The sequence below is a fragment of the Fictibacillus sp. 18YEL24 genome (assembly GCF_015903855.1).
Taxonomy (GTDB): domain Bacteria; phylum Bacillota; class Bacilli; order Bacillales; family Fictibacillaceae; genus Fictibacillus; species Fictibacillus phosphorivorans_C.
On record NZ_JACZDT010000001.1, the window covers coordinates 853,325 to 870,994 of the forward strand.

Genomic DNA, 17,670 nt, shown 5'->3' on the forward strand with positions numbered 1-17,670 from the left:
TGAAATACCTTAACTTAACGTTAAGAGGGTTTTAGTAGAGTGCGTAAGTGATTCATTGCCATCTTTTGTGACGAGTGCATCGTCTTCGATTCGAACTCCGCCTAGACCTGAGATATAAATACCAGGTTCGACTGTCACAAGCATTCCTGGTTCAAGAATCGTATCAGACTTCATAGATAAAGCTGGTCCCTCATGAACATCTAAGCCAATTCCATGTCCTGTAGAATGCCCAAAGTATTCACCATATCCTTTTGAAGCGATGTAATCACGAGTTAACGCATCCGCATCCTTACCTGTCATTCCTGGTTTGATGCCTTTCATTCCTAGCATCTGTGCATCATATACGACTTGGTAGATCTCTTTCAGTTCATCTGAAACATTTCCGATGGCTACCGTACGTGTGATATCCGAACAATAACCTTTGTAGTATGCTCCAAAATCCAAGGTTACTAATTCACCCGTTTCAATCTTCTTATCTGAGGCAACACCATGTGGAAGGGCTGATCGGTAGCCAGAGGCCACAATAATATCAAACGATGAAGAGATGGCTCCATTTTTTCTCATGAAGAATTCTAGTTCGTTCGATACTTCCCGCTCAGTAAGTCCTGGGCGAATATACTCGATAATATGTGAAAAAGCGGCATCGGCAATAGATGCTGCATCCTTTACTATCTTAATCTCTGATTCATCCTTAATCAAGCGCAACTTTTCTACAAGACCGGATACTGGAACAAGTTCAGTCGTATTGTTATTTAATTGTGTCTCATATGTACGGTATGTAGAGTATGTAACATGGTCTTGCTCGAAACCAATCTTAGAAATTGAAAGCTCCTTCGTTAACTTTGCAACCTCTTGCGGAATCGGATCCGTGTGCATCACAACACGATAACCTTCTGCTTGTTCTAGAGCTTGCGTCTTATAACGGAAATCAGTTACTAAAATCGCTTCTTCTTTCGTGATCAAAAGTACTCCTGAGCTTCCTTTAAAACCACTTAAATAAAAACGGTTTGAAGAAGATGTAACTAAAAGTGCATCAATATCAAACGTATCGAATAAATGTCTTGCCCGTTCTACACGATTCATAACGTATCCCCCTTCTGTTGATTATGAAAAACTTGAAGAGCTAATCTATAACTATCAAAACCAAATCCTGAAATCTGTCCGATCGTAACTGGAGCAATAACAGATTCGCGTCGGAATTCTTCTCTAGCATGCACGTTTGATAAGTGGACTTCGATCACGGGGACATCCACACTGGCAATCGCGTCTCTAATCGCATAACTATAATGAGTATAGGCACCTGCGTTTAGAACGATACCACAAAACTCACCTTCAGCTCCATGAATGAAATCAATGATATCTCCTTCATTATTGCTCTGCTCAAACGAAAGATCCATGAGTAGCCCTCTTGAAAATGAAACAAGTTCTGCTTGAAGATCTTCCAGAGTTTGCGCACCATATATGCCAGGCTCACGTTTACCTAATCGGTTTAAATTCGGTCCGTTTATAACAAGACATTTTCTGTTTTTCACCTGAAACACCTAGCCTTTGCATAAAAAAATAGAATGTTCATAAAACATTCTATCATAGCGTCTGTTCTTTTGAATAGTTACGAACTCTGTGTTGATTCCTTGTTTCCTTGGGACTGGCCATGACGTTCACTGTATTCAAATGAGATCGAGTAACCTACGAAAACACCATATAAAATATAGATGCACAGCGTCGTTGTAATCGTATTTTTACCTATTGTATTCATAGGCTCCAATCCTGGAAAGATCGGATGAAGCAAGAAAAAGACGATTCCCCATAGTGCTACACCAAAAAGGATACCAGCCCACATGGATTTGATCTTGGCAAACGCATAGCGATAGGCAATGGCGACTAAGATTGAAAGTAGAGCAATGATCAAAATACTGATCAGTTGACCAATCCACTCTGTTTTCCACTTCCCAAGAGCCCATGGCGCCAGAACGAGTGCGGGACCTACCTTTGAGAAATTTAAATAGTAGGCAATAAATCCGAAACAAGCCCAGATCAAGCCTCCAAAGAAGCCAACACCAACTACTCTGCTCATAAATGAAGATTGAGATTCCTGTTTATTTTGTTCTAGTTTTGAATCGCTCATTGACGACCACCTCCAACACCACTAGTATGTCCACAAAACCATTGCCCAAACTTCTCACACTCTTAACCAATCATATTCCGTGTAAAACATGTATAAAATGGGAAAAATACAATCATCCTTTGTGGAGGAATATCCCGCTTTCCTGTAGAATAGAAAGTACCTACAAAACTTTAGGCTGGGGGTTCAACATGACAAAAGAGAAAAAGCCCGCTTACGGCGGCCAGGCCGTATTAGAAGGGGTTATGTTTGCCGGAAAGCACACATATGTAACGGCAATACGCAGAAATGACGATACGATTGAGTATTTCGAACTTAAGAAGAAACCTTCTCCTGTTTTATCAAAATTAAAGAAGATTCCTTTCTTAAGAGGATTTATTGCCATAATCGAAGCGAGTATGAACGGTACTCAGCATTTAAATTTTTCAGCTGAACGATTTGGTGTTAACCCCGGTGAAGAAGAAAAAGAGGAAGAAGAAAAACCATCTAAATTTGCCTTTTTCTTTTCTTTAGCCATTATCGGTGTCTTATCTTTCCTTTTTGGAAAATTTGTTTTTACGCTCGTACCCGTTTTTTTAGCAGAAGCTTTTCGTTTTATCGTGCCCGGGCACTTAGGGCAGAATTTATTAGAAGGTTTGTTCAAGTTTATCTTTTTATTAAGCTATATCTATTTTGTTTCTTTAACACCTGCGATCAAGAGAGTATTCATGTATCACGGAGCTGAACATAAAGTAATCAACACGTATGAAGCAGGAGATGAGCTCACCGTTGAAAACGTAAAGAAGCATTCAAGACTTCATTATCGTTGCGGCAGCAGTTTTATTCTATTTACCGTAATCGTCGGCATGTTTATCTATTATTTCTTTCCATCAGATCCGTTATGGCTAAGAATTTTATGCAGACTTGCGCTTATTCCTGTGGTTTTAGGGGTATCTTTTGAAGTATTACAGTTAACTAATAAACTAAGAGATGTTCCTGTTCTTCGTTACCTTGGATATCCTGGGTTATGGCTTCAACTTTTAACAACGAAAGAACCCGATGAAAAACAAATAGAAGTTTCTATTATTTCTTTTAATGAAATGTTACGTCGTGACGCATCCTATGAAAGTGAACTTAACGCAAGTAAAATCGTTTAATCATAAGGAGGTGAACCTGTTGCAACAGAATCAAAGAAGATTGCATCCTATCATTTGGTTTGTTATTTCACTGGCTATTGTCGGTATTCTTTATCAACTAGTCACTTCACCTCGCGACTTATTTACGACCATTCTGATCGGGGCAGCAGTGGTCGCCGTGTTTTACTTTATCTTTCGCAGAACCTCATCGGGTGTAAACGGCAAGTATAGAAAAGCAGTCAAGCAATCTCAAAAACGCTATGGTACGAACCAAAAGCCGGCAAAAGCTGCTTCTCCATTGTTTTCGAGCAAAAAGACTGCAAAGAGTTCCGCTCAGAGAAAGAAAACACGTGAACATCACTTAACCGTGATCGAAGGGAAAAAGAACAAGAAAAAAAATCGAGCCTCCTTTTAAGGACTAGGCTCGATTTTTATATGCTGGATTTGGATATCTCTTACTTGCGATCCAGCCCTGTAAAAATTGCTCAGCACGATCATGGCCAAAGGTATAAAGTTCATTCTTCGCTTCTGAAGACAGTTGAAAATCGATAACGGATACATGCTTTACAGGCATAAAAATAATATCCCTTGCATCGTGGGAATCAATGTATCGATTATCATGCGCTTGCATCATCGTTTCAAACAATGCTTTAAAAAGCTGAACCGCATTCTTCACATTGTGTGTTGGAATGTGGTCATTGATATATGAACTTAATTGAAAACCTAACACCGGCCGAACGGGCACCCTATCTTTTCTTTGGAAAAGCCACATCGGAAAATTACTCAAAACGCCTCCATCAACAATAAAACTTTTTTGTCCAACCCGATTGAAAAGTTTGATCGGATAAAAGAAATAAGGAAGACTGCAACTCATCCTAACCGCTCGTGCCACTGGAAAACGCTCTGGCAATAAACCGTATTCCTCAAGATCATCTGGCAAAACGATCAACCTGCCTCGAGAAATATCAGACGCAATAATCTTAAGACTGCCATATGGAATATCCGCAAATGTAACAATTCCACGCGCCGCTAGAAGAGAAGCTACCCAGTTCTCCAGATAATCCCCCTTAAACAGACCAAGTTTCCAATAAAGCTTCAACCAGTTCATAAAAGGTACAGGTACTATCGTTTTACTTGTATCAAGAAATTTTCTAAAGTCTAATTTATCAATAATATCCTTCATTTCACCCGCCGTATAGCCTGCCTTGATCAAAGCAGCCATCAGTGCCCCCGCACTTGTCCCCGCTACCCTCTCAAAACTGAGTCCCCGATTCTCAGCTGCTTCAACAGCACCAATCAACGAAAGCGCCTTGATGCCTCCACCTGAAAAAACACCATCAATTCGCATAAACATCTCCTCCACTATTATCCTAATCAGCAGAAGATGTCCTTTATAACCGATTCTTCAAAATAAAGTCTTTTGTCATAACTTCAAAAAGTTGGTTTGTTCATGCATTGAACGTCCGTGTAGTTTAAAAGATTATGTATACTGTCGACTTTTACAAGAATACTGTCCGGTTTCCTCCTTTTACTGTCCACTTTCAGAATAATACTGTCCACTTTTCAGGTTTTACTGTCCACTTCTTACAAAATACTGTCCACTTGTGTTTCCATACACCGCACCACACAAAAAATCCAAAATAAAAACAACCATAAAAAATTTATGATTGTTCTTGTTCTTCATTTTTTGCTTGAACTTCTCTTAATAACTTTATCCTATTTTCATCTTCTTCAAAAAACTGGACAAGATCTCCAATTCGATCAATAGCGTTCCAACTTAAATGATGTTCGATACCCTCAACATCTTGGTAGATGTTCTCTTGGTCGACCCCGATCACTTTTAAGAATTCTTCAAGTAACTCGTGTCTGTACACTAGACGTTTTCCAAGTTTCTTTCCATTCGGTGTAAGAACGAAGCCTCTGTATTTTTCATAAACGACATACTTGCCTTTGTCGAGCTTTTGAATCATCTTGGTTACTGAAGAGGGATGCACTTCTAGGTTCTCTGCAAGATCTGATACCCTGGCATAGCCTTTCTCTTCGATTAGGGCATAGATGCGTTCTATATAGTCTTCCATACTTGGGGTTGGCGGCAAATTGTTCACTCCCTATACTAAACCAGCTTGGTCTCTATAAAAAGGATACTATAGAATGGTAAGCGTGACAAGGGAAGGTATCTTTGCATTTTATCAAGTAAAATATTCGATCTTCGCTTGTGGAAACATCGTATGAATATAATTTTCTACCGTTTCACGCAGTCTTGTCGCCTGATCATCTTGATAAACATATTTTCCGATTCCATATCTTCCCCACTTATATTTCCGCTCTTCTTCATTCATCTCAAGCTTTGATTTTGGGTAGTTTTTTTCAATAACTCGTTTTGCAGGTTTCGTAAAACGGTGCTGAATCAGTTCAAACGTAAGATCGTTCGTTAAATGCTTTGGAATTTTCGCTTCTAAGATATCAAAAAGCTCTTTATAGCCTTCTTCCCAATCTTTATGAAGATAAAGAGGGGCCACGATAAAACCTAATGGATATCCTGCTTCAGCCACTTTAATGGCGGCATTAATGCGCTCTTCAAGCGGACTTGTTCCAAGTTCGAAGTTCTTTATCACATAGTTTGAATTTACACTAAAACGAAAACGCGTTTTACCTTGGTGTTTTGCATCAAGTAGATGATCTACATGATGATATTTCGTCGTAAATCGAAGCCTTCCTAGATCTGTGGCCCCAAAAAATTCAATCGCTCTTTTTAAATTATGAGTAAGATGATCGATGCCTACAATATCAGATGTACATGAAGCTTCGAATCGCGTGATCTCAGGAGCTCGTTCTTGCATATACTTTTCAGCCTGAGCAAAGATTTCATCTGTATTCACATAAGTTCGTAGATACGGCTTGCTGCCGAGGGTCGTCTGCAGATAACAATAATGACAATGTCCCATACATCCAGTTGCGAGAGGAATCGCGTATTCTGCAGATGGTTTTGATGTATCGAATTTCAACGTTTTTCTGATACCGACAACGAGCGTTGATTTTGCCGTTCTATACTTTTGAAAATCATTATCGCCTGGCAGATCACGAATTTGGTTATGTGATGTTGTCTCTCTGATCTCAACTTCTAACTTGCTAAAACAGTCGAACAGTTCTTTTCCCAATGGATACTCTAATGCACGCGGTTCAAAATAGATCAACTGCGGCATAAACGGTTTATTGGCACCAGCCATAGTCATACACCCCACAATTTTTATTACAAATGATGGAGTTAGTATGTGCTAATATCCACAAAAGAAAAGGGAAGGAACTTTTCCAGTTCCTTCCCTTGCTTTCTTATAATCCGCATTTTAATTGAGCGTTACAATTTGTACACGTGTTACAGCCACCGATTTCTTTCACTTTCCCTTTTCGACATACCGGGCAAGTGTTTCCAACTTCGTTACCGATGGTTACATCTGTAGAACGAAGATCAGTAATCGTATCTAAAATAACAACTTTGCTTTTTTCTTCTTCCATACCTAGATCGATCTCAGTTTGTTCAAAAGTCTCTTCTGCTTTAAGTGTAAGAACTTGTGAGTCACGGCTTCCATCAACGTACACTGTTCCACCTTTTGCTCCACCCTTATAAAGACGTTCGTAGACTTTTTGAACTTGATCAACCGTATAACCTTTAGGAGCGTTTACCGTTTTTGAGATCGAGCTGTCTACCCAACGCTGGATGACACATTGCGTATCTGCATGGGCTTCTGGTGCAAGCTCCATTGCAGCAACAAACCATTCAGGAAGCTCATTTTCGTTCGCTTCTGGATTGCTGTCTAAGTATTCTTTAACAATATCAGCTTTCACTTCAATAAACTTCCCAAGACGGCCACTGCGGAAGTATGAGAATGAGAAGTAAGGCTCTAATCCTGTTGAGACGCCTACCATGGTTCCTGTGGATCCAGTTGGAGCAACAGTTAACAAGTGAGAGTTACGAATCCCAAATTCTAGAATGTCTTTGCGTACATCTTCAGGAAGCTTTTTCATATAACCAGTTTCAGTAAATCGTCTACGCAACTCGTTAGTTGTCTCACCTGAATCGCCTTCTAAGAACGGGAAGCTTCCCTTCTCTTTAGCAAGTTCGATTGAAGTGCGGTAAGCCGTAACGGCAATCGTTTCAAAAATTTGATCAACAAGCTTGTTTCCTTCTTCAGACCCGTATACGGTCTCACAATAGATTAAAAGGTCATGAAGTCCCATTACACCAAGTCCTACACGACGTTCACCCAACGCTTGAACGCGGTTTGGTTCTAAGAAGTAAGGTGTTGCATCAATTACGTTGTCTTGCATACGAACGCCAACTTCAACGGTTTGCTTTAACTTTTCAAAGTCGACCGTTTTGTTGTCTTTGTCAGCCATGTTTCCAAGGTTAACTGCAGCGAGGTTGCAGACACTGTATGGCGCAAGTGGTTGTTCTCCACACGGATTCGTTGCTACGACCTTTTGTCCATATGCTGTAGCGTTCGTCATGTCATTTGCATTATCGATAAAGAAAATTCCTGGCTCAGCTGAGTATGTTGCGCAAATGTTGATCAGATTCCACAGTTCACGAGCTTGGATTCGTTTGTAGACACGAATACCATAGCCTTTCTCTTCCCAAACTCGAACATCTCCGACTTCATGCCACTCGTTGTTGTATGCTTCCATCTCTTCAGGCGTGTAAGCCTCGACACTTGGAAAACGTAATAGATACTCAGAGTCATTTTCTACAGCTTCCATAAATTCCTTCGTGATCGTAACAGATATGTTCGCACCTGTTAAGAACTCAGAATTATGAACGCTGTACGTTCCTCCATCACGAAGCATTGTCTCAGCATCGCGTAGAACATCTGAATCAAATCCACCTGTACCTGGAATATCCTTATAGCGAAGAATTCCTTCGTACATCGCTTTTTGAGCTGGTGTCAGTGGTGTGAATTTTAATTTATCTTGAGCGACTTGTTTAATTTTCTCGTCATTTGTATTTTCAATTAAGTAACGTAAAATGCGGGGATTCTGCATCTTAGAAATAATGAAGTCAATAATGTCAGGGTGCCAGTCAGCAAGCATGATCATCTGAGCTCCCCTGCGACTTCCGCCCTGCTCAACCAGATGCGTCAACTTCGCGATATCATCCAACCAGGATACAGATCCAGATGATTTTCCGTTTACGCCTCTTGCTAAGGCGTTCTTTGGTCGAAGTGTAGACCCGTTCGTTCCAACTCCGCCGCCGCGGCTCATGATCTCCATAACTTGCTTACGGTGATCAGAGATGCCTTCACGCGAATCTTTTACATATGGCATCACATAACAATTAAAATACGTAACATCCGTTTCTGCCCCTGCTCCATAAAGCACGCGGCCAGCGGGTACAAAGTTCATCTCTGAAAGTTCTTTGTAGAACTTTTGGAATGATTCTTGGCGCTTTTCTTCCGTTGTCTCCACAGATGCTAACCCTGTTGCATTTCTAAGCGCGATCTGCTCGTAGTAAACTTCTAACGGCTTGTCCATCACATCAAGTGAACGTGTGATCAAACCAGATTCAGCTTCTTCCGGCTTCTCTAGTACAGCTTTAAACTCATCTTCAACCAATACGACTGCGTTTTTATCGTCCCAATTGACAGATTGAATATAGCCTAGCCCTCTTGCCGGAAATTTCGGATCCTCTTTTACCGTTAATACTACAAAATCACCTGGTTTTAACGTTTTCTTCTCTGTGTCTTTAAAGCTGTATCGGTCCAGCATCACCAGCCGAGAAACACCTTTATGTGTTGTTTTCATCGTAGAAGTTACGGGGTGTACTTGTGGAAATTGAGCTATATCACTGTTGAGAGCGTCAATGTTAATACCCTTTTTAACAGTTGCGACTGTGTCCATATTTCTCCTCCTCTATATAAATCACATACGGATGCATATCTATATCTTGTATGTATAAGTTCTACCCTTATACTATATATACGTAAACCTCATGTCAAAGAAAAAAAATTGTCAAACTTAAAATCATGAGGATTTTACAGCAATTCCTTGATTCTTGTAAATTTATGATGATTTTATTAATGAATTGGCTTTATTCTAGATTTGTATAATTTGGTAGTTTTGAAAAGCCGTACAAACTCTTGGTTTTCAAAAATTCCTGCTATTTTCCAAAAAAAATTAATATCTTGACATCTTTTTTTCAGATCTTTACAGAGCAAAAATAAAAAATCGAGATCTCTTTTTGAGATTTCGATTTTTTACTATTATCGTCTGAACGTCCAATCGTCGTTTCGATAACGAGTCTCGGCTATGTGTTCAACCTCTGCCCACTGATCTTCTGTAAGTTTATATGGTACAAGATTTACGTTCAAACCGTCCTCGAAGCCTTTTTTAAAGGCAATCTTCGCGTCTTCAATTGTAACAGGAACATCCAGCAGTGCATTGACTGCTACTGCTTTTTTCTTAAATGCGGTTTGCATTCTTTCTCGTAATCTGTCGCTAGAATACTTAAACAGATCGAACAGTTTGTCTTCATCTAGGTCCAAAAGAATCGATCCGTGTTGCAGGATCACACCTTTTTGCCTCGTTTGAGCACTTCCCGCTACTTTTCTTCCTTCTACGACTAATTCATACCACGAAGGAGCGTCAAAGCAAACTGCTGACCGGGGATTCTTCAACCCTTCACGCTCTTCTTCTGTTTTCGGAACAGCGAAGTAAGCATCCAAGCCTAAACCTTGAAACCCTTCTTTGATTCCTTCTGAGATCACCCGATAAGCTTCGGTTACACTTTGTGGCATATCTTTGTGTGATTCAGATACGATGACGCTATATGTGAGTTCTTGATCATGAAGAACTCCGCGACCACCTGTTGGACGCCTCACAAAGCCCAGTCCATATTTTTTTACAGCATCAAGGTTAATCTCTTTTTCTACTTTTTGAAAGTATCCAATAGATAGAGTAGCTGGATTCCATCCGTAAAAGCGGATAACAGGTGGAATCTTTCCTTCACTGTGCCAAGTTAGAAGTGCTTCGTCCATTGCCATATTAATTGCAGGTTCGCAATTTCCAGAATCGATATAATACCAGTTTTCTTTTTCCACGTTTTTCGTCTCCCTGCCATTCATTCGTAACTAGTGTACCAAATTCGGCGATTGTGTCAAAACAATCGCTTAAAGTCAGATTTTTCTTTTGCCTATAGAGCCGCGCACCGCTATAATTGTGGTAGATTGTTTAAAGGAGTGCAAGCGTTATGGGATGGATAGTTTTAGCAGGTATTGTAGTAGCTTTATTGGCGTATGTAATTGGTATGGGGCTTTATCAAAAGAGATTTTTAACTACATTAAACGAGGAAGAGTTTAAAGCAGGTTATCGAAAAGCACAACTGATCGATGTTCGTGAGCCTGAAGAGTTTAAAAAAGGACATATCCTAGGAGCACGTAACATTCCTCTTTCTCAAATGAGACAGAGATTAAAAGAAGTGCGCAGCGATCAGCCTGTTTATCTATATTGTGAAAGTGGATTCAGAAGTGCTCGTGCAGCGAATTTTCTAAAGAAGAAAAAATATGGCCAGCTTCATCACCTACATGGCGGCTTCCGCAAATGGACTGGCCGTGTAAAATCAAACTAATATTAAAAGCAGCTCAGGAAAATTTCCAGAGCTGCTTTTTTGTATGTTTAAACTTGTTTTGAATATTTTAAGATTGGCTTTCTTGCGGCTGTTGCTTCATCCAGTCGTTTAACAACGGTAGTATGAGGTGCTTCTTGAACCAATTCAGGTGTTTCTTCTGCTTCTTTTGAAATCTGAATCATCTTCTCGATAAATTCATCGAGTGTTTCTTTTGATTCCGTTTCTGTCGGCTCGATCATGATCGCTTCTTCTACACTTAACGGGAAGTAGATCGTTGGCGGGTGATAGCCAAAGTCTAAGAGACGTTTTGCGATATCAAGTGTTCTCACGCCAAGTTTCTTTTGACGACGTCCTGATAATACGAACTCGTGTTTACAGTGTTGTGTAAACGGGAGATCGAAATGAGGCTCCAGTCGGCGCATCATATAGTTCGCGTTTAACACGGCGTTCTCTGATACTTGATTTAATCCGTCTGGCCCCATCGTCATGATGTACGTAAACGCACGTACGTTAATGCCGAAGTTACCATAAAAAGGCTTCACTCGTCCGATCGATTGCGGGCGATCATATTCGAATTTATAAAGATCATCTTCTTTAACAAGAACTGGTTTTGGCAAGAATGGAATCAGGTCTGCCTTTACTCCAACTGGTCCAGATCCAGGTCCACCACCACCGTGAGGTCCTGTGAATGTTTTATGAAGATTCAAGTGAACAACGTCAAAGCCCATGTCTCCAGGTCGAGCAAATCCTAATATCGCATTTGCATTAGCTCCATCGTAGTAAAGCTTTCCGCCAGCTTCATGGACGATTTTTGCCATTTCTAGAATATGCTCTTCGAAAAGACCAAGCGTATTTGGATTGGTAAGCATTAGTGCCGCCACATCTTGATCGACCACTCGCTTCAAATCTTCAAGATCAACTAGACCACGCTCATCAGATTTCACTGTGATCGATTCAAAACCTGCAACCGTTGCAGACGCCGGATTCGTTCCGTGTGCTGAATCAGGAACGATTACTTTTGTACGATTGAAGTCACCATTTGCTTCATGGTAAGCACGGATCATCATGAGTCCTGTCCATTCACCATGAGCACCCGCAGCTGGTTGAAGCGTCACTTCATCCATACCGGTGATCTCAGCAAGTGATGTTTGCAAGCGGTACATCATCTCCATCGCACCCTGAACGGTCTCTTCATCTTGAAGAGGGTGGATGTGTGCAAATCCAGGGAAGCGCGCTACATCTTCATTAATCTTAGGATTATATTTCATCGTACATGAACCTAGTGGATAGAAACCAGAATCCACACCGTGGTTACGATTGGATAACGCTGTGTAATGACGAACGATTTGAAGCTCTGACACTTCAGGAAGATCCGCTTCTTCTGTACGCAAATAATCGGAAGGGATGATAGATTCTACGTTAATCTCTGGGACGTCAAGTTCAGGGATGCTGTATCCTACTCGACCTGGTTTAGACAATTCAAAAATTAATGACTGATGTTCTGTACGCATGCTAATCCCTCCAATACATTTGCAAGCTGATCGATCTCTTCTTTTGTTCTCATTTCCGTAACTGCTAGAAGCATATGGTTATTAAGTTCTGAATACGAAAGACCCAAATCATATCCGCCGATGATGCCAGATTCTAATAGTTTTCTGTTCACTTCTTTCGCTGTACATTTTAACTCAATAACAAACTCGTTAAAGAAAGGTCCAGTGAATGCTGTCTTGAATCCTTTTTCCTCAAGAACTTTTTTCGCATAATGAGCTTTTTGTATGTTTTGGTGCGCAACTTCTTTCACACCTTGTTTTCCAAGTGCCGTCATAGCGATTGAAGCTGCAAGTGCGTTAAGCGCTTGGTTCGAACAGATGTTACTCGTCGCTTTATCACGTCTGATATGCTGTTCTCTTGCTTGAAGTGTTAGAACGAATCCTCGCTTACCGTCTTCATCAACCGTTTGACCTACTAAACGGCCAGGAACTTTACGCATCAATTTTGTTGTTACAGCAAAATATCCACAGTGTGGTCCGCCAAATCCTTGCGCGATCCCAAACGGCTGTGCATCACCGACTACGATATCGGCACCAAATTTACCAGGAGGAGTCAGTGCACCAAGTGCTAAAGGATTTGAAGAAACTACGAACATTCCTTTTGCACTGTGTACGATTTCTTCGATGTCTTTTAACGGTTCGATCTGACCGAAGAAGTTCGGATATTGGACGATCACACACGCTGTTTGTTCATCCACTTCAGCACGCAATGCATTTAATGAAGTAACACCATCTTCTGTATCCACTTCTACCACTTCAAGATGTTGCCCTTTTGCGTAAGTGTGCAGAACAGCACGTGATTCTGGGTGTACGGATTTGGATACAACGATTTTCTTTCTGCGCGTCTGAGCTGCTGATAATAATCCAGCCTCCGCAAGTGAAGTTCCACCATCGTACATAGAAGAGTTAGCAACATCCATGCCGGTTAATTCACAGATCATCGTCTGGAACTCAAAGATCGCTTGAAGTTCTCCTTGAGAGATCTCAGGCTGGTATGGCGTGTAAGCCGTATAGAACTCTGAACGAAGAAGCATATGGTTCACGATCGATGGTGTGTAATGATCATACACCCCTGCTCCTAAGAATGAAGCATGATCTTTTGTATTTTTGTTTAATGCAGCCAAGCGGCCCATCTCTTTCACTAGTTGAGGTTCTGACAAAGCTTCCTCGATTTGTAAGCGTCCTTTAAACCGAACTTCTTCCGGAATATCCTGAAAAAGATCTTCTGTCGTTTCGATTCCAATCGTTTCAAGCATTTCCTTTTTGTCTTGATCAGTCATCGGCAAATAGCGGAACGTCATGGTTTCTCCCCCTTAAATGTCTTATTTTCCTCGTTTATAAAATGGTGAAGCGACTACTTTTGCTTTTAAACGTTTTTGACGAATCTGTACCTCTACCTCTGTTCCGAGCTCTGTGAAATCTCTCTCAAGAAGAGCAAGTCCAAGATTCTTCTTCAATGTTGGCGATTGTGTCCCCGTTGTAACTTCTCCGATCTTCACATCACCTTTAAATACCTCGTAATGTGATCGAGGAATTCCTTTATCGATCATTTCGATACCAACTAACTTACGTGGTGCGCCATTCTTCTTTTGATCTGCTAGAATTTCTTTTCCAATAAAATCTGCTTCTTTATCTGTTTTTACAGCGAATCCGATACCTGCTTCTATCGGAGTAATCTCTTTTGTAAGTTCTTGACCGTAAAGAGCCAACTTTGCTTCAAAACGCAACGTGTCACGCGCGCCAAGTCCTGCTGGGAGCAATCCATCTTCAATGCCTGCATCAAGTACAGATCTCCACAGTTTTTCGGCATGTTCCGTTTTTAAATAGATCTCAAAGCCATCTTCTCCTGTGTAGCCTGTTCGAGACACAAGAGCAGATATTCCAGCTAGTGAAACATCCTCTTTGAAACGGAAGAATCCGATCTCAGAAAGATTGGTATCCGTCAGCTTTTGTAAAATTCCTTCTGCTTTAGGTCCTTGAATCGCGAGCTGTGCATATTCAGGAGATACGTTCACAAGTTCTACACCTTCAGGCTTCTTGCTCATAAGCCATTCGAAATCTTTTTCAATATTTGAGGCATTCACAACGAGTAAGTAATCGTTTTCATCTCTTTTATAAACTAAAAGGTCATCTACTGTACCACCGTTCTCATAGCACATAGCTGTATATTGCGCTTGACCGTTTTGAAGTTTCGAAACATCATTGGTCATTGTATATTGCAGAAACGATAATGCATTTGGTCCTCTAACATCAAATTCTCCCATATGAGAGACATCGAATAGACCAGCTTTCGTTCTAACCGCTTCGTGTTCCTCTTTAATACTTGAGAACTGAACAGGCAACTCCCAACCGCCAAAATCAATTACTTTTCCACCGTGTTCTTTGTAAGTCTCAAATAACGGTGTTCGTAACAATGTAGCCATGTGAATTCCTCCTTTTTCATACTTAAAAATTTTCAGACTTTTCTGGACAAAAAAAGGACAGAAAGACCCCTTAAAATGGGATCCTCTGTCCTGCAACCTGTAAGTTTCTCAAAAAATTCTTTGAGTTTCTTCGTTGGTGGCTTTCATCTATTAAAAAGCACTCTCCAGAGATGCGTCTAGCAAGAGTCTTTTTGCCTGAGAGTTTCACAATTGTTTGCTCCTTCGGCGCCGCTAACGCAGTCTCTCCTCTTACTTTCATTCGCGAGTATGTTATTGTCCAAGGTCGCACATACTATTACTATGTTTACTACATTATTATCCTATCATTTTTACAAAAGGAATGGCAACGAACTTTTTTAAAGAAAGGAAATCCGTTATGAAAATCGACGTTCAGTTTCAGCGAGAATGGCATGATGACTTTTTAAAGCGTGTGGAAGAAGATGGACCTTGGGCCAATTGGGAATTATATAATTTAGCTCTTGAAGCCGAACACCACTTAGCAATTCCTGATTTCCTTGGCCTTCAAGCTCCAGATCACCTCCCACAGATGACTTTTTTGCCTCATCAGCTGGACGTTGCGACTACCGTTATTGAACAGATGAACGGAAAAGCAATCTTGGCAGATGAAGTAGGATTAGGAAAAACGATCGAAGCAGGATTGATTCTAAAAGAGTACATGATACGCCGGCTCGCTAAGAAAATTTTGATCCTCGTTCCAGCTTCACTCGTTATTCAATGGACGAACGAGCTGAATCAGAAGTTCTTTATACCTGCGATCGCTCAGAAAAAAGCGTATGTATGGGAGCAATGTGATGTAGTCGTATCTTCCATTGATACTGCAAAACGCGCACCGCATCGAGATATCGTTCTTAATCAAGACTATGATCTAGTTATCATCGATGAAGCGCACAAATTAAAGAATAAGAAAACGAAAAACTATGAATTTGTACAGTTATTAAAAAAGAAGTTCTGCTTATTATTAACGGCAACTCCTGTACAAAACAGAGTTGAGGAGATTTTTAATCTTGTATCCCTATTAAAGCCAGGCCATCTAGGTAATCGAGAAAACTTTGACAAAGATTACAAGGAAGATAAGTATTCGCTTAAAAATGAAGAAAAGCTCAAGCAGCTCGTAAATAAAGTGATGGTCCGTAACCGACGAGAAGAGACTGGGCTGAAATGGCCGAAGCGTCTTGTTCAAACCATTCCTATTACATTATCAAAAACAGAACGTGACCTATACGATGAAATCTCTCAACTAAAAAAAGACTCTTACTTTGACCGAAGTAAATTTTCTATCGTCACCCTGCAGCGGGAAGCATGCAGTTCGCGTGAAGCTGTTTTTCTAACTTTGAAAAATATGCTTCAAAAGGATGTTTCAAACTCGTTAATGGAACAACGAGTCTTAGAACTAATGAAAAAAATTGAACTTGTTGATCAAAACTCTAAAGCTCTAAAAGCGTTAGAACTGATTCAAGCGATCGATTCCAAGGTCATCATTTTTACAGAATATCGTGCTACACAACTTTATTTACAGTGGTTTTTACAACAGCATGGCATCTCTTCTGTACCGTTTAGAGGAGGATTCAAGCGAAGTAAAAAGGACTGGATGACTCATCTCTTTCGAACAAGAGCACAAGTCTTGATCGCAACAGAAGCCGGTGGTGAAGGAATCAACCTTCAGTTCTGTCAACATATCATCAATTACGATCTGCCATGGAACCCGATGAGGATCGAGCAGCGGATCGGACGTATCCATCGTATCGGACAGCAAGGGGACGTTCATATCTATAACTTCGCTACCCAGAATACGATTGAAGAGCACATCTTAAACTTGCTGTATAACAAGATCAATCTTTTTGAGAGTGTCATTGGGGAACTTGATGAAATCTTAACAAAATTTGAGATCAAGAACATAGAACGCCATATTGCAGATATCATGAATACGTCTGAAAGCGAAGGGGAGATCCGAGTAAAGATGGATAATCTGGCTTCCTTGATCAACCTTGATGGCGGTATCAAACAGAAAGGATGGGAAGAGCATGCAGCAGCACGAGATTCATCGCTTTCTTGAGCGCTATTTTGATGCGAACGAATGCAGAATTCAAGAGAAAAACTTTAGTTATATGAAAGTTCAATTGACCACTGAACTTGATAAAGTTTTAATGAATCGTCCGTTCTACTGGCACTATCTCGAAAAAACGGGAGGTACCCCGAATCCGATGACGTTGACTCTAGTCACCGGTCAACAGCAAGCTCCTGATGGAAAAGGTGAATTTATCCACTTTGGTTCACCTAGACTTCATCAGATCTTTGGATCGACAAAGAAGCTCGCCTCTTTTATTCGACTGTATGAATCTGTTCCTCAGCAAGGAGCACAGGTACCTCTGCAACCCTGGTTATGTTTGAACGTTAAAGTTACGTATCAGTGTGATCAAAAGAAAGATCAAGTACTTTCATACGGGATACAACTGATCAACGGGACGATTGAAGATCACTTTCATCAACGTCTTCAAAAGATGCTGTTAACGAAGAGAATTCCTGATTTTTGTTATACCCTCTCTCCGTTTATCAAGCCACAGAGTGCAATAAAAAGATTAGAAAATCAAATACAGGAAGTGATTGATAGAGATGATCACACGTGGGCTGAGGATGCTAAAAAAAGATGGAATGAAGATCTCGAACTATTAGAGAGTTTTTATGAGGATTCTTTAACGAAACCTGAAGCCTATCACATTGAAAAAGAAGCACTTCGTACCCAATATGAGCCACAGATTATCGTGGAGATCATAAATGGCGGACTTTTCTATCTTGCCTAATAAATAAGAGCCGGGAACTGTAT

At 40.6% G+C, this 17,670-nt stretch carries 16 protein-coding genes and 1 riboswitch; of the genes, 5 read left to right on the top strand and 11 right to left on the bottom strand.

Annotation, left to right across the window (positions count from 1 at the left end):
- Window positions 1-9: 9 nt before the first annotated feature.
- From HU823_RS04490 to HU823_RS04500, 3 genes are all read right to left on the bottom strand, one after another.
- Window positions 10-1,083, bottom strand: a complete 1,074-nt coding sequence (locus tag HU823_RS04490; RefSeq protein WP_144699147.1) for a M24 family metallopeptidase — start codon at window positions 1,081-1,083, stop codon at window positions 10-12.
- Window positions 1,080-1,532 (bottom strand): type II 3-dehydroquinate dehydratase, encoded by a 453-nt coding sequence (gene aroQ, locus HU823_RS04495; RefSeq protein ID WP_197221270.1) that lies wholly within the window; start codon window positions 1,530-1,532, stop codon window positions 1,080-1,082. Before aroQ ends, HU823_RS04490 begins: the two co-directional genes overlap by 4 nt.
- Before the next feature lie 77 nt (window positions 1,533-1,609).
- Window positions 1,610-2,125, bottom strand: coding sequence for a YqhR family membrane protein (locus HU823_RS04500; RefSeq protein ID WP_144699143.1), 516 nt, complete (start codon window positions 2,123-2,125; stop codon window positions 1,610-1,612).
- A gap of 188 nt (window positions 2,126-2,313) precedes the next feature.
- On the opposite strand from HU823_RS04500, the gene HU823_RS04505 reads away from it, so the two are divergent.
- Both HU823_RS04505 and HU823_RS04510 read left to right on the top strand, forming a co-directional pair.
- Entirely contained in the window at window positions 2,314-3,258 is a 945-nt protein-coding gene (locus HU823_RS04505) for a DUF1385 domain-containing protein (protein WP_144699141.1), read from the top strand.
- Between the two features lie 19 nt (window positions 3,259-3,277).
- Complete coding sequence (locus HU823_RS04510) at window positions 3,278-3,652, top strand: SA1362 family protein (protein WP_144699139.1); 375 nt, start codon at window positions 3,278-3,280, stop codon at window positions 3,650-3,652.
- Window positions 3,653-3,655: 3 nt separating this feature from the next.
- On the opposite strand, the gene HU823_RS04515 is transcribed toward HU823_RS04510, so the two are convergent.
- The 5 genes from HU823_RS04515 to HU823_RS04535 all read right to left on the bottom strand — a co-directional run bounded on the left by HU823_RS04515 (window position 3,656) and on the right by HU823_RS04535 (window position 10,328).
- Entirely contained in the window at window positions 3,656-4,585 is a 930-nt protein-coding gene (locus HU823_RS04515; protein WP_144699136.1) for a patatin-like phospholipase family protein, read from the bottom strand.
- A 313-nt stretch (window positions 4,586-4,898) separates the two neighbouring features.
- A complete protein-coding gene (mntR, locus tag HU823_RS04520) occupies window positions 4,899-5,315 on the bottom strand; it encodes a transcriptional regulator MntR (RefSeq protein WP_144703387.1) in 417 nt (138 codons plus the stop codon).
- Between the two features lie 111 nt (window positions 5,316-5,426).
- Entirely contained in the window at window positions 5,427-6,464 is a 1,038-nt protein-coding gene (splB, locus tag HU823_RS04525) for a spore photoproduct lyase (protein WP_197221271.1), read from the bottom strand.
- Between the two features lie 103 nt (window positions 6,465-6,567).
- The gene (locus HU823_RS04530) at window positions 6,568-9,129 is read right to left on the bottom strand and encodes a vitamin B12-dependent ribonucleotide reductase (RefSeq protein WP_197221272.1); all 2,562 of its coding nucleotides are present in this window, start codon (window positions 9,127-9,129) and stop codon (window positions 6,568-6,570) included.
- Between the two features lie 362 nt (window positions 9,130-9,491).
- Window positions 9,492-10,328 (bottom strand): lipoate--protein ligase family protein, encoded by an 837-nt coding sequence (locus tag HU823_RS04535; RefSeq protein ID WP_197221273.1) that lies wholly within the window; start codon window positions 10,326-10,328, stop codon window positions 9,492-9,494.
- 149 nt (window positions 10,329-10,477) lie between these two features.
- Here HU823_RS04535 and HU823_RS04540 point away from each other — a divergent pair, with 149 nt between their 5' ends.
- Window positions 10,478-10,855 (top strand): rhodanese-like domain-containing protein, encoded by a 378-nt coding sequence (locus tag HU823_RS04540; RefSeq protein WP_144699128.1) that lies wholly within the window; start codon window positions 10,478-10,480, stop codon window positions 10,853-10,855.
- A 47-nt stretch (window positions 10,856-10,902) separates the two neighbouring features.
- Here HU823_RS04540 and gcvPB read toward each other — a convergent pair whose 3' ends face one another.
- Genes gcvPB through gcvT form a run of 3 tightly spaced genes read right to left on the bottom strand, consistent with a single transcriptional unit; the run spans window position 10,903 to window position 14,828 of the window.
- Entirely contained in the window at window positions 10,903-12,366 is a 1,464-nt protein-coding gene (gene gcvPB, locus HU823_RS04545; protein WP_144699126.1) for an aminomethyl-transferring glycine dehydrogenase subunit GcvPB, read from the bottom strand.
- The gene (gcvPA, locus tag HU823_RS04550; RefSeq protein WP_197221274.1) at window positions 12,342-13,706 is read right to left on the bottom strand and encodes an aminomethyl-transferring glycine dehydrogenase subunit GcvPA; all 1,365 of its coding nucleotides are present in this window, start codon (window positions 13,704-13,706) and stop codon (window positions 12,342-12,344) included. The genes gcvPB and gcvPA overlap by 25 nt, the downstream gene beginning before the upstream one ends.
- A gap of 21 nt (window positions 13,707-13,727) precedes the next feature.
- Window positions 13,728-14,828 (bottom strand): glycine cleavage system aminomethyltransferase GcvT, encoded by a 1,101-nt coding sequence (gene gcvT, locus HU823_RS04555; protein WP_144699122.1) that lies wholly within the window; start codon window positions 14,826-14,828, stop codon window positions 13,728-13,730.
- A gap of 173 nt (window positions 14,829-15,001) precedes the next feature.
- Window positions 15,002-15,087, bottom strand: a riboswitch (glycine riboswitch).
- Window positions 15,088-15,204: 117 nt separating this feature from the next.
- Between gcvT and HU823_RS04560 the strand changes: the two genes are divergently transcribed.
- Complete coding sequence (locus tag HU823_RS04560) at window positions 15,205-16,902, top strand: DEAD/DEAH box helicase (protein ID WP_144699120.1); 1,698 nt, start codon at window positions 15,205-15,207, stop codon at window positions 16,900-16,902.
- Complete coding sequence (locus HU823_RS04565) at window positions 16,871-17,647, top strand: YqhG family protein (protein ID WP_144699118.1); 777 nt, start codon at window positions 16,871-16,873, stop codon at window positions 17,645-17,647. The genes HU823_RS04560 and HU823_RS04565 overlap by 32 nt, the downstream gene beginning before the upstream one ends.
- Window positions 17,648-17,670 lie beyond the last annotated feature (23 nt).

Bases quoted from the DNA above. Each gene is read 5' to 3' on its own strand.
- splB (WP_197221271.1), bottom strand. From the start codon at position 6,464: ATGGCTGGTGCCAATAAACCGTTTATGCCGCAGTTGATCTATTTTGAA.
- HU823_RS04505 (WP_144699141.1), top strand. From the start codon at position 2,314: ATGACAAAAGAGAAAAAGCCCGCTTACGGCGGCCAGGCCGTATTAGAA.
- HU823_RS04500 (WP_144699143.1), bottom strand. From the start codon at position 2,125: ATGAGCGATTCAAAACTAGAACAAAATAAACAGGAATCTCAATCTTCA.
- HU823_RS04540 (WP_144699128.1), top strand. From the start codon at position 10,478: ATGGGATGGATAGTTTTAGCAGGTATTGTAGTAGCTTTATTGGCGTAT.
- mntR (WP_144703387.1), bottom strand. From the start codon at position 5,315: ATGGAAGACTATATAGAACGCATCTATGCCCTAATCGAAGAGAAAGGC.
- HU823_RS04560 (WP_144699120.1), top strand. From the start codon at position 15,205: ATGAAAATCGACGTTCAGTTTCAGCGAGAATGGCATGATGACTTTTTA.
- HU823_RS04530 (WP_197221272.1), bottom strand. From the start codon at position 9,129: ATGGACACAGTCGCAACTGTTAAAAAGGGTATTAACATTGACGCTCTC.
- gcvPA (WP_197221274.1), bottom strand. From the start codon at position 13,706: ATGACGTTCCGCTATTTGCCGATGACTGATCAAGACAAAAAGGAAATG.
- gcvPB (WP_144699126.1), bottom strand. From the start codon at position 12,366: ATGCGTACAGAACATCAGTCATTAATTTTTGAATTGTCTAAACCAGGT.
- gcvT (WP_144699122.1), bottom strand. From the start codon at position 14,828: ATGGCTACATTGTTACGAACACCGTTATTTGAGACTTACAAAGAACAC.
- HU823_RS04490 (WP_144699147.1), bottom strand. From the start codon at position 1,083: ATGAATCGTGTAGAACGGGCAAGACATTTATTCGATACGTTTGATATT.
- HU823_RS04565 (WP_144699118.1), top strand. From the start codon at position 16,871: ATGCAGCAGCACGAGATTCATCGCTTTCTTGAGCGCTATTTTGATGCG.
- HU823_RS04515 (WP_144699136.1), bottom strand. From the start codon at position 4,585: ATGCGAATTGATGGTGTTTTTTCAGGTGGAGGCATCAAGGCGCTTTCG.